This window comes from Phenylobacterium sp., assembly GCF_004799395.1.
Lineage (GTDB): Bacteria > Pseudomonadota > Alphaproteobacteria > Caulobacterales > Caulobacteraceae > Phenylobacterium.
The window spans coordinates 1-10,745 of sequence record NZ_SSMZ01000315.1 but is presented as its reverse complement, the minus strand read 5'-3'; the positions used below and the strand labels follow the sequence as shown (position 1 = coordinate 10,745).

Genomic DNA, 10,745 nt, shown 5'->3' with positions numbered 1-10,745 from the left:
GGAAGCGGGCCACGGCGATATAGGGCTCGTGGCTGTACTGCTCCCAGAACATCCATTCCAGCATCTTGGCCCGCTGGTAGGCGTCTTCCGGGATCAGGGCCGAGCCTTCGGCCAGATGCAGGATGATGGCGTTCGACTGCGCTAGCGGGCGGCCATCGTCGAGGATCACGGCCGGCACCTGCCCGGCCGGATTGAGCGCCAGGAACTCTTCGGTGCGGCTCTCGGACTTCAGCACGCTGGTCTCGATCCACTCGTAGGAAAGGCCCAGGGAATCGGCCACCCACTTCACCTTCAGGCAGTTTCCGGAGATGGAATCCCCATAGATTTTCATGACGCGATCCCCTTGCTGGCGGCGGGGATAGAGGGGCGATCCGCCTGGGATCGCAAGCGAACTCGCCTGTGGGCGCCTGTTAGACTTCCTCACAGGCCACTCAGCCGCAGGCCGCATGGGGTTGGCAGCCCGGCCGGGTCCGGCTAGGTTCTGGGCCGCACCAGTTCAACGACGAAGGAGGACGCCGTCATGCGACGCCGCCTCGCCGCCCTGGCAATCTTGCCCCTGATTTTCCTCGGCTCCACCGCCCAGGCTGCGCCTGCAGATCCGGTCGGCGACCTGATCATGTCGGTGGTCACCGGAGCCCTGCCCGCAGGCCCCGGCTGGAATCTGAAGGCGACGCTCTATCACGCCGGCGCCAAGGGCGTCGGCGCCCTGGACGCGCTGGGCTGCAAGGTCGTGGCCATGCGCACCGTCGCCGTCGACAAGGCCCTGATCCCGAAGCGCAGCGTCCTCTTCATCAAGGAAACCGTCGGCCTGAAGATGCCCGACGGCAGCGTGCACGACGGTTACTGGTACGCCTCCGACGCCGGCAGCGCGATCAAGGGAAAGCGCATCGACCTCTACACAGGCCAGAACGCCGGCTCGATGGGCGCGGCGCGCGGCCTGAACCTCTCGAGCCTGACCGCCATCAAGGTCGGCGACTTCCAAGGCTGCCCTCCGGGCTAGAGCTTCACGCTCGCCTAAGACATTTCCCAGGACTGCATCCCCGCCGAACGCTCGGCGAGCCTCAGCATGTCTGGAGAAACCTTTGATCGAAAAGTCGAATTTCTTCGTCTTCACAGGCGGGCCAGGGGTCGGCAAGACCAGCCTGATCCGCCATCTCGCGGGCTTGGGCGAGCGCGTCGTCGAGGAGACCCACCGCGCGGCCATTGCCGAGCAGGTCGCGACCGGCGGGCGCGCCACGCCCTGGGACGACCATGCGGCCTATTGCGAGCTCTGCGCGCGGTGCGACATCGCCAGGTTCGACGCCCTGACGCATGAGACGGGCCGCGTGTTCTTCGACCGCGGCATCCTCGACAGCTTCGATGCGAGCTGGCGCGCGCCAGCCGGGCTGGTCTCCGCCGCCCGCTCGCGCCGCTACAATCGCCGGGTCTTCGTCTTCCCGCCCTGGCGCGAGATTTACCAGACGGACGCCGAACGGCGGCAGGACTGGGCCGAGGCGGAGGCAACGTTCGGTCGCGTCCTCGGCGGACTTAGACGCTTCGGATATGCCCCGCTGATTGTGCCGAAGGGGACGCTGGACGCCCGCGCGGCTTTCGTGCGGGAGCACGCCTTGCCCGCGGGCCCGAGTCCGCCCTAGGGTCCGCGCCTTCCTTTCCTGATCGGACGCCCAGACCATGCAGCTGAATCGCCGCGCCATGCTCCTGTCCACCGGCGCCGCGGCGAGCGCAGCGGCGCTTGCGCCCCGCGCGCTGGCGGCAGGCGATCCGCAGCTGTCGGCCCTGTTCGACGCTTTCTTCAAGGAGGGCTTGCAGCTCCGCCCGGAGAGCGCCACCCAACTCGGCCTCGACAAGGGCGTCAACGCCGCCCTAAAGGCCCGGCTCGACGACGGCTCCAGCGCCGGCCGCAGCACCGCCAAGGCGCAGAACGCCGATCAGCTGCGCCGTCTGCAGGCCATTGACCGGACGAAACTCACCGGCCCCGACCGGCTGAACTACGACGTGGTGCTTTACACCCGCCAGTCGACCGCGCGCACCCAGAGCTTCGACTTCGGGGGCTCGGCCTTCAGCCCGTCCACCTATGTGCTGAGCCAGCTCACCGGCGCCTACCAGTCGACGCCGGACTTCCTGGACACCAAACACACGATCGCCACGGCGGAGGACGCCGACGCCTATCTGTCGCGCCTGTCGGCCTTCGGCGACCAGCTGAACGCCGACACCGACCGGCTGCATCACGATGTGGCGCTGGGCATCGTTCCGCCGGACTTCATCCTGGACCTCACTCTCGACCAGATGAGCAAGACCGTGCAGCCGGTCGACAAGGCGTTGGTGGTCACCTCCATCGCGCGTCGCGCGATGGAAAAGGGCCTGGGCGACCGCTACGGCCGGGACGCTGCGAAGATCTACAGCGAGAAGGTCTTGCCGGCCCTGGAACGCCAGCTGGCGGCCACCAAGGCCCTGCGGGCCGGCGCCGTGCACGACGCCGGCGTCTGGCGGTTCAAGGAGGGACCGGCCTTCTACGAAGCCGCCCTGCACTCCACCACGACGACCAGATATTCGCCGGACGAGGTGCACAAGATCGGCCTGGAGCAAGGCAAGGAGATCTCCGCGCGGATCGACGGCCTGCTCAAGGCGCAGGGCCTGACCCAGGGCTCGATCGCCGACCGGATCAAGCACCTCTACGCCGACCCCAAGCAGCTGTTCCCCAATACCGACGCCGGCAAGGTCGAGGCCATCGCCTATTGCAACCGCCGCCTGGACGAGATCCGCCCTCGCCTGCCCAGCGTCTTCAAGCGCGTGCCGCCTTACAGGTTTGAGGTGCGCCGCGTGCCACCGCAGACAGAAGCCGGCGCCGCCTCGGCCTTCAGCCAAGGCCCCGCGATCGACGGCTCACGTCCCGGCATCGTCTACTTCAACCTGCACGACAGCGCCGAGTGGCCCCGGTTCTGCCTCTCGACCACCATCTTCCACGAGGGACTGCCGGGGCACCAGCTCGAGGGCGGGCTGGCGCTTTCCAACACCGACCTGCCGCTCATCCGCAAGTCCACCGGGTTCTCCGGCTATGGTGAAGGCTGGGCGCTGTACGCAGAGCAACTGGCCGACGAGATCGGCATGTACGACGACGACCCGCTGGGCCGCATCGGTTACCTGAAGTTCCAGCTGTTCCGCGCCAACCGCTGCGTGGTCGACACCGGCATCCACCACATGCGCTGGAGCCGCGAGCAGGCGATCGCCCGATTCGTCGAGAACGAGGGCGAGGCCCCCGGCTTCGCGGCCCGCGAGGTGGAGCGCTATTGCGCCACCCCGGGACAGGCCTGCTCCTACAAGCTCGGCCACACGACCATCGTCAACCTGCGCACCCGCGCCAAGATGGCGCTAGGCGGCAAATTCGACATCAAGGATTTCCACGAGGCGGTTCTGTCCTGCGGCCGCGTGCCGCTGGATATCCTCGACCGGGTCGGAGACGACTGGATCGCCGCCCGCAAGACGGCGTGAGGCCGTTTCAAGCCGAAATCGGAGGCGTTCCCGGATAAAGCGCTGCCATAACTCCCCTCGCAGGCGAGTCCGATTGCGCTCAGGTTTAATCTTTGAGTAACGTTGTAATTGGCGGCTGAAAGGTTGCCCGCAGCGTCGATGGCATCATCGGTGCAAGGGACGGCTCGAAGCCAATTGGGGGTAATCTCCGTGTTCAAGAGTGAGACATCGCAAGTGAGCAATTCCGGTAAGAACGGGCGCGCGCGCGCTCTCTTGGGCCTGGCCGCCGCAGCCAGCCTTTCGGTCCTGGCGATGGCGTCGCCGGCTGCTGCCAGCACGATCACGCTGATCAGCGACAGCATGGACACGAATTACACCGCGAACGTCTACGTTCCCGCGCACGGCAGTGTCGCCGCCGCCACGGTCGACGCCTACACCAATGGCGTGCTGTTCCAGACGAGCATCGGGCCGGAGTACGGCTTCTGCTTCGACGTCTACCATGACATGTCGCTGGGCGGCTTGAACCTGACCTACTCGGACAACCAGGACACCGGCGGCGGGCTGGTTCCCAACCTCCCGCAATCCCTGACTACGGCTCAGGATACGGCCATCACCAATCTGGTCGACACCGGCTTCATCATGTTCAACGCTGAAGCGCCTGGCGGCTTCTACGCGGCTGCGAACCACGACACTGAAATGCGCCTCGCGGCGATCCAGTCGGCGATCTGGTACACCGAGAACCACAGCTACGTGAATCCCAACCAGTTCAGCGGCCAATTCCTGACCTACTTCGACGACTACACCGGGCTCAATGGCGGGAGCTACACGAGCCTCGCGGACGCCAACGACCGGGTGTTCACGATCAGCAATGGGACCAATCAGTCCTTCGCCGTTGGCTGGCCGATCCCCGGCGTCCCGGAACCGACCACCTGGGCGATGATGCTCACCGGCTTCTTCGGCATGGGCTCGCTGCTCCGCCGTCAGCGCAGGACCGCGGTCGCCGTCGCCGCCTGAGCGCGACGTCCGATCTAGAGACAATGACGCCGGCCTGGGCATCCCAGGCCGGCGTTTTCTATTCGGGCCGTCGGAGTCTCAGGTCTCGACGAAGGCGCGCTCGAGAACAAAGTCGCCCGGGCTGGCGATAGAGCCTTCTTGGTAGCCGATATCCAGGAGTTGCTGCTTCAGGTCGGCCAGCACCGAGGGGCCGCCGCAGAGCATCACCCGGTCTACGGCCGGATCGAACGGCGGCGTCCCCAGGTCGCGGAACAACTGGCCCGAGGCGATCAGGTCGGTGATCCGGCCCTGGGTCTGGAACGGCTCGCGGGTGACCGTGGGGTAGTATCTAAGCTTGGGGCCGATCAGTTCACCCAGGATTTCGTCCTCGGCCAGGGCGCCGGACAACAGCTCGCGGTAATTGAGGTCGGCGACCTCGCGCACCGTGTGGGTGACGATCACCTCGTCGAACCGCTCATAGACCTCCGGATCGCGGACCAGCGACAGCCAGGGCGCCAGCCCCGTGCCGGTGCCCAGCATGTAGAGCCGCTTGCCGGGGCGCAGGCCGTCCAGCACCAAGGTCCCGGTGGGCTTGCGGCCGATCAGCACCTGGTCGCCCACCTGGATCTTCTGCAGGCGGGACGTCAGCGGGCCGTCGGGCACCTTGATCGAATAGAACTCCAGTTCCTCGTGCCAGGACGGCGAGGCGATGGAATAGGCGCGGACCAGCGGCTTTCCATCCTCCTTCTCCAGCCCGACCATGACGAACTGGCCGCTGGCGAACCGCAAGGCGGGATCGCGGGTGGTGCGGAACGAGAACAGGCTCTCGGTCCAATGCTGGACCCAAGTCACCGTCTCGACGAAGAAGGCGCCGCCGGCTTTCACAGGCTTGGGCGCGAGGGAAACGTCATTCATCGGGGTGTCTACACTCTTTGAGACGGCGTCAATTTGGCAGAGATCAAATATCGCCGCCGACGTTGGCGACGGCGCCGGGCGCACGGGCGACATGGATACCGCACTCGGTCTTGTCCTCCCCCGCCCAACGGCCGGCGCGGACGTCCTGGCCATCCTCGGCGGGCTTGGTGCAAGGCCAGCAGCCGATCGAGGGGAAGCCCTGCGCCACCAGCGGATGGGCCGGAAGGTCGTACTCTGCAGCGTAGGACTCCAGGTCGTCTTTGCCCCAGTTGGCCAGGGGATTGAACTTCACCTGGTGGTCGGCCTCCTCGACCACCGGAAGCGACAGCCGCGCCCCGCCGTGGAAGCGCTTGCGCCCCGTGATCCAGCCGTCGAACTCCGCCAGCGCCCGGTCGAGCGGCAGGACCTTGCGGATATGGCAGCAGGCGTCGGTGTCGGTCCGCCAGAGCTTGGCCTCCGGATCGGCGGTGGCCAGGTCGTGGTAGTGGGGGCGCAGGTCGCGCACGTCGGTCAGGCCGAGACGCGCGGCCAGCTGGCGGCGGTAGTCCAGCGTCTGGCCGAACAGCATGCCGGTGTCCAGAAAGAGCACGGGCATGTCCGGCTTCACCTTGGAGACCAGGTGCAGCAGCACCGCCGATTCCGCCCCGAAGGACGAGACCAGCGCCAGCCTGTCGCCGAAGGTCGCCACCGCTTCCTCGATCACCGTGCGCGGATGAGCGTGGCGCAGTTCGGCGTCCAGACGCGGCGCCAGCGCCGCATGGCGGCCGGAAATGTCGTAGGCCAAGCTCATCCTCCCCGCCCCTCGAAGGCGACGGGACGACCATCGCTGGCGCGTTGGTAGACGTGGCGGAAGCGGTGGGTGGCCCTTTCCCACGCCTGCGCGGTCGAACCATCGGCCGGCTCGAAGGCGTCAAAACCGCAGCGGACCATGTAGCCCGCCTGCTCACGCAGCACGTCGCCGACGGCGCGCACCTCGCCCTTGAAATGGAACCGCTCGCGCAGCAGCCGCGCCGAAGTATAGGCGCGCCCATCGCCGAACTTCGGGAAGGCCAGCGCCACCACCGCGATCCGCGGCAGGTCGTAGGCCAACGCCTCGACGTCCTCGTGGCTCTCCAGGCGAACACCCACCTGGCGGCCTTCGGAGAGCAGGCCCTCGCCTTCCGTCTGGAAGCGACTCAGCGAGATGATCACGTCGCCCGGCGGGATCGTCTGGTCGTCGCCCACCGCGGTGAAGGGATCCTCGGCCAGGGCGGGAGCCCCGGCCTGAAGCCTAATGAACGTCGGCATAGACGGCCTCCTTGAAGGGGGCGACGCCGGTGCGCCGGAAGGTATCGAGGAAGCGTTCGGCGCCCTGCCGCTCGCGCAGGTAGACGTCCACCAGGGTGTCCACGGCCTCGGCGACCCTCTCGTAGGGCAGCGCCGGGCCCAACGCCTGACCGACGCCGGCGTCTTCCGCCGCTGAACCGCCGAGGGTGAGCTGATAGAATTCCTCGCCCTTCTTATCGACGCCCAGGATGCCGATGTGGCCCACATGGTGGTGGCCGCAGGCGTTGATGCAGCCGCTGATCTTGATCTTCAGCTCGCCGACCCGCTCGGCGCGTTCGGCGTCGGCGAACTTGGCGGCGATGTTCTGGGCCACCGAGATCGAGCGCGCGTTGGCCAGTGCGCAATAGTCCAGGCCCGGGCAAGCGATGATGTCGCTGACCAGGTTCATGTTGGCGGTGGCGAGGCCGGCTTCCGCCAGCGCGGCCCAGACGGCGGGCGCGTCGTCCAGCTTCACGTGCGGCAGGACCAGGTTCTGCTCGTGGGTGACGCGGATGTCATCCTGGCCGAACCGTTCGGCGAGGTCGGCGACCACCTCCATCTGCTCGGCGGTGGCGTCGCCGGGCGTCTGGCCGATGGCCTTCAGCGAGATCTCGACGATGGCGTAGCCGGCGACCTTGTGCGGCTTCAGGTTATTGCGCGCAAAGCGGGCGAAGGCCGGGCTCCTGGCCTTGGCGGCCTCAAAGGCTTCCGACACCGCCGGGAGAGTCTCGAAGGCGGTGGGCGCGAAGGCGCCGCGGATGCGGGCGAGCTCGGTGTCCGGGAGGTCCGCGGAGGTTCCGATTTTCTCCCACTCCGCCTCGACCTGGCGGGCGAATTCCTCGGCGCCCAGGGCGGCGACCAGGATCTTGATCCGAGCCTTGTGGATATTGTCGCGCCGGCCGTGGCGATTATAGACGCGCAGGATCGCCTCCAGATACGAGAAGAGGCGCTGAGCCGGCAGGAATGGGCGCACGGTGGGTGCGATGTGCGGCAGCCGGCCGAGGCCGCCGCCCACCATCACCTCGAAGCCCAGCACGCCGTCGCGGGCGCGCTTGAGGTTCAGGCCGATGTCGTGGGTCTTGGCCGCCGTGCGGTCCTTGGCGGCGGCGCTTACGGCGATCTTGAACTTGCGCGGCAGCCAGTTGAATTCCGGATGGATCGTCGACCACTGGCGGATGGCCTCAGCCCAGACGCGGGGATCGTCGATCTCCTCGGCCGTGGCCCCGGCGTAGGGATCGGCGGTGACGTTGCGGATGCAGTTCCCGCTCGTCTGGATGGCGTGCATGTCGACGCTGGCCAGCGCATCCAGGATCTCCGGCGCGTCGGCCAACTTGATCCAATGGAATTGCAGGTTGGTCCGCGTCGTGAAGTGGCCATATCCCTTGTCGTAGGTTCGGCCGATCCAGGCCAGTTTGCGCAGCTGGGTCGGGTTCAGCGAGCCGTAGGGGATGGCGACGCGCAGCATGTAGGCGTGCAGCTGCAGATAGAGGCCGTTCCTCAAACGTAGCGGCTTGAACTGGTCTTCCGACAGCTCGCCGGCCAGCCTGCGGGCCACCTGGCCGCGGAACTCGGCGCTGCGGTCGGCCAGTATGTCCTTGTCGATCTGGTCGTAGCGGTACATGGCGGCCTTCTACTTGCGCTTGATCAGGTCGACGCGGCCGGTGGAGCGGGCCGCGCCGTGGGCGTGCTGCAAGGCTTCGATGGCGGCGCCACCATCGGCCTGCTTGCCGTGGTTCAGGTTGGTCGGGCCGAGCGCGCGGATGCGCTCGCGGTAGCTGACGGGCGCCCAGAGGCCCTGCGACTGCGTCAGGTCGATCAGATAGGGCTCGACCACGACGGTGGGCTGGTTCTTGCCGTGGGCTTCGGCGGCCTCGCCGGCCGGGTCGTCGTCGTTGAACAGTTGGGCGTCGCCGAACTGTTCGACCCACTGGCCGTTGCGCCAGAACACGACCTCGCCGTCGATCAGGCGGTTGGCGGTCAGCGCCTTCATGCCTGCGCCTCCCGCAGGATCGCCTGCAGCAGGGTGGGCTCGTGCGCCTGGGCCAAAGCCATCGCCTCGCCAACGATCAGCAGTGCCGGCCCGCTGAGGCTCGACGCCGCCTCGGCCAGACCCGAGAGCGTGGTCACCACGCGGCGCTCGTCGGCGCGGCTGGCGTTTTCGACGATCAGCGCCGGGGTCGAACCCACCCGGCCCGCCGCCATCAGGCGCGCGGCGATGGGGGCGGCCTGCGACAGGCCCATGTAGATCACCACGGTCTGATTTGGCCGCGCCAGGCTCGCCCAGTCCAGATCCGGCTCGGCGCCATGCGACGCATGGCCGGTGACAAAGGTCAGCGCCTGGGCCGAGCCTCGGTGGGTCAACGGCGCGCCGGCGTTGGCGCTGGCCGCCAGGGCCGCGGTCACGCCTGGGACGATGTGGCAGGCGACGCCCGCCGCGCGGCAGGCCTCAAGCTCCTCACCGCCGCGGCCGAAGATGAAGGGATCGCCGCCCTTCAGCCGCACCACCGTCAGGCCTTCGAGGGCGAAGGCGATCAGCATGCGGTTGATCTCGTCCTGGCTGTAGGAATGGCGCGACTTGCGCTTGGCGACGCTGATGCGCTGCACGGCGGCTGGCGCCAGTGCCAGGATCTCGTCAGAGACCAGGCCGTCGTGCACGAGCACGTCGGCTTTCTGCAGGACTTTCAGCGCCTTGATCGTCAGGAGATCGGGGTCCCCGGGACCCGCGCCAACCAGCCACACGACGCCGGCCGATTCGCGACTCTTGCCGTCCAGCACCACCAGGCTGCTTGCGCGTCGTCCAGGTTGCCGTTGCGCCATGGATTAGGTTCTCTAATAAGCCTCGTCTACAAACCGGAACGGGACGGACCGAAGCCCGCCCCGCCGATATCCACCAATGAAAAGGGCCGATACACCGGCGGACGCTTGCAAATAGGTAGCGGGGCGCCCAACTCGCAAGCCAAGGACTTCTGCCGGGGCTGTCAGGAATTCTATGGAAAGACCAGTGGAACGAAGGCGCCTGCCGCCGCTGAACGCGCTCCGCGCCTTCGAAGCGGCTGCGCGCCACCTGAACTTCAGCCGCGCCGCCGACGAGCTGTCGGTGACGCCCGGCGCGGTGAGCCAGCAGATCCAGAACCTCGAGGACTATGTCGGCGCGGCGCTGTTCAAACGGACGCCCAAGGGTCTGCTGCTGACCGACGCGGCGCAGACCGCGCTCCCGGCCCTGCGCGAGGCCTTCGACCGTCTGGCCGAGGCCGCCTCCCTGCTGACCGCCGCGGTTGACGGCCGGCGCCTTACGCTGACCGCGCCGCCCTCCTTCGCCGCCAAGTGGCTGGTGCCGAGGCTCGGCGCCTTCGAGCAGGCCCATCCGCTGGTGGACGTCTGGCTCTCGGCGGCCATCGAGCTCGTGGACCTGCAGGCCGGCGAGGTGGACGTGGCGATCCGCTATGGCGCGGGCCGCTATCCGGGCCTGGAAGTGAAGCGCCTGTTCTCCGAGACCGTGATCCCGGTGGCGAGCCCCGAGCACCTGGCCGGCAAGCCCCTGACCACGCCCGCGGACCTGGCGAACCACATCCTGCTGCACGACGGCTCGCCGGACCTCGACGACAGCTGCCCGGACTGGTCCATGTGGCTGGCGGCGCGGGGCCTGAAGACCATCGACGGCATGCGCGGACCTCGCTTCAACCAATCCAGCCTGGTGATCGAGGCGGCGGTCAACGGGCGCGGAGTGGCCCTCGCCAAGCGCACCCTGGCCCAGGCCGACCTGGAAGCCGGCCGCCTGATCGCGCCGCTGCAGATCGCCACCGCCGTCGACTTCGCCTATTACCTCGTCCATCCCAAGGCCAAGGGCCGGCTGCCACAGGTGAAGGCCTTCGTGAGCTGGATCGAAGCCCAGGCCGAGGCCCATGAGGCCGCCCTGCTGGCGATCGACAATGGCGCGGGTATCTAGGGGCGCCGGCAGCTAGCAGACGAGTTCAGCATGGATTTCTCGACCGACCCTCGGCCCGCCCCCGCCGACTGCGCGACCATGGCCGACGTTCGCGCCGGCGTGGACGCGCTCGACCGCC

The 10,745-nt window shown here is 67.8% G+C and carries 12 protein-coding genes; 5 read left to right on the top strand and 7 right to left on the bottom strand.

Features of this window, described 5'->3' with window-relative positions:
- A partial coding sequence (locus tag E8A12_RS20175; protein ID WP_293372176.1) for a glutathione S-transferase N-terminal domain-containing protein occupies window positions 1-331 on the bottom strand: 331 nt, incomplete at its 3' end.
- A 189-nt stretch (window positions 332-520) separates the two neighbouring features.
- On the opposite strand from E8A12_RS20175, the gene E8A12_RS20170 reads away from it, so the two are divergent.
- From E8A12_RS20170 to E8A12_RS20155, 4 genes are all read left to right on the top strand, one after another.
- On the top strand, window positions 521-1,000 hold the full coding sequence (locus tag E8A12_RS20170; RefSeq protein ID WP_293372174.1) for a 3D domain-containing protein: 480 nt from the start codon (window positions 521-523) through the stop codon (window positions 998-1,000).
- Window positions 1,001-1,082: 82 nt separating this feature from the next.
- A complete protein-coding gene (locus E8A12_RS20165; protein ID WP_293372172.1) occupies window positions 1,083-1,634 on the top strand; it encodes an AAA family ATPase in 552 nt (183 codons plus the stop codon).
- 37 nt (window positions 1,635-1,671) lie between these two features.
- Window positions 1,672-3,489 (top strand): DUF885 family protein, encoded by a 1,818-nt coding sequence (locus E8A12_RS20160; protein ID WP_293372170.1) that lies wholly within the window; start codon window positions 1,672-1,674, stop codon window positions 3,487-3,489.
- 213 nt (window positions 3,490-3,702) lie between these two features.
- On the top strand, window positions 3,703-4,482 hold the full coding sequence (locus tag E8A12_RS20155) for a PEPxxWA-CTERM sorting domain-containing protein (RefSeq protein WP_293372168.1): 780 nt from the start codon (window positions 3,703-3,705) through the stop codon (window positions 4,480-4,482).
- A gap of 78 nt (window positions 4,483-4,560) precedes the next feature.
- Here the strand turns inward: E8A12_RS20155 and E8A12_RS20150 are convergent, their stop codons facing one another.
- From E8A12_RS20150 to cobA, 6 genes are read right to left on the bottom strand one after another with little or no spacing between them, the layout of a single operon-like run.
- Window positions 4,561-5,376: a ferredoxin--NADP reductase gene (locus E8A12_RS20150; RefSeq protein ID WP_293372166.1), complete on the bottom strand. Its 816-nt coding sequence runs from the start codon at window positions 5,374-5,376 to the stop codon at window positions 4,561-4,563.
- Between the two features lie 43 nt (window positions 5,377-5,419).
- Entirely contained in the window at window positions 5,420-6,166 is a 747-nt protein-coding gene (locus tag E8A12_RS20145; protein WP_293372164.1) for a phosphoadenylyl-sulfate reductase, read from the bottom strand.
- The gene (locus E8A12_RS20140; RefSeq protein ID WP_293372162.1) at window positions 6,163-6,663 is read right to left on the bottom strand and encodes a DUF934 domain-containing protein; all 501 of its coding nucleotides are present in this window, start codon (window positions 6,661-6,663) and stop codon (window positions 6,163-6,165) included. The genes E8A12_RS20145 and E8A12_RS20140 overlap by 4 nt, the downstream gene beginning before the upstream one ends.
- A complete protein-coding gene (locus tag E8A12_RS20135; RefSeq protein WP_293372160.1) occupies window positions 6,647-8,302 on the bottom strand; it encodes a nitrite/sulfite reductase in 1,656 nt (551 codons plus the stop codon). Before E8A12_RS20135 ends, E8A12_RS20140 begins: the two co-directional genes overlap by 17 nt.
- Before the next feature lie 9 nt (window positions 8,303-8,311).
- The gene (locus E8A12_RS20130) at window positions 8,312-8,671 is read right to left on the bottom strand and encodes a DUF2849 domain-containing protein (protein ID WP_293372158.1); all 360 of its coding nucleotides are present in this window, start codon (window positions 8,669-8,671) and stop codon (window positions 8,312-8,314) included.
- Window positions 8,668-9,498 carry a uroporphyrinogen-III C-methyltransferase gene (gene cobA / locus E8A12_RS20125; protein ID WP_293372156.1) on the bottom strand — a complete coding sequence of 277 codons (831 nt, stop codon included), beginning with the start codon at window positions 9,496-9,498 and terminating at the stop codon, window positions 8,668-8,670. Before cobA ends, E8A12_RS20130 begins: the two co-directional genes overlap by 4 nt.
- Window positions 9,499-9,670: 172 nt before the next feature.
- Between cobA and gcvA the strand changes: the two genes are divergently transcribed.
- The gene (gcvA, locus tag E8A12_RS20120; protein WP_293372154.1) at window positions 9,671-10,627 is read left to right on the top strand and encodes a transcriptional regulator GcvA; all 957 of its coding nucleotides are present in this window, start codon (window positions 9,671-9,673) and stop codon (window positions 10,625-10,627) included.
- Window positions 10,628-10,745 lie beyond the last annotated feature (118 nt).

Excerpts from the sequence above, each read along its gene's own strand:
- E8A12_RS20160 (WP_293372170.1), top strand. The coding sequence starts at position 1,672 with ATGCAGCTGAATCGCCGCGCCATGCTCCTGTCCACCGGCGCCGCGGCG.
- E8A12_RS20140 (WP_293372162.1), bottom strand. The coding sequence starts at position 6,663 with ATGCCGACGTTCATTAGGCTTCAGGCCGGGGCTCCCGCCCTGGCCGAG.
- E8A12_RS20135 (WP_293372160.1), bottom strand. The coding sequence starts at position 8,302 with ATGTACCGCTACGACCAGATCGACAAGGACATACTGGCCGACCGCAGC.
- E8A12_RS20170 (WP_293372174.1), top strand. The coding sequence starts at position 521 with ATGCGACGCCGCCTCGCCGCCCTGGCAATCTTGCCCCTGATTTTCCTC.
- cobA (WP_293372156.1), bottom strand. The coding sequence starts at position 9,498 with ATGGCGCAACGGCAACCTGGACGACGCGCAAGCAGCCTGGTGGTGCTG.
- E8A12_RS20130 (WP_293372158.1), bottom strand. The coding sequence starts at position 8,671 with ATGAAGGCGCTGACCGCCAACCGCCTGATCGACGGCGAGGTCGTGTTC.
- E8A12_RS20150 (WP_293372166.1), bottom strand. The coding sequence starts at position 5,376 with ATGAATGACGTTTCCCTCGCGCCCAAGCCTGTGAAAGCCGGCGGCGCC.
- gcvA (WP_293372154.1), top strand. The coding sequence starts at position 9,671 with ATGGAAAGACCAGTGGAACGAAGGCGCCTGCCGCCGCTGAACGCGCTC.
- E8A12_RS20145 (WP_293372164.1), bottom strand. The coding sequence starts at position 6,166 with ATGAGCTTGGCCTACGACATTTCCGGCCGCCATGCGGCGCTGGCGCCG.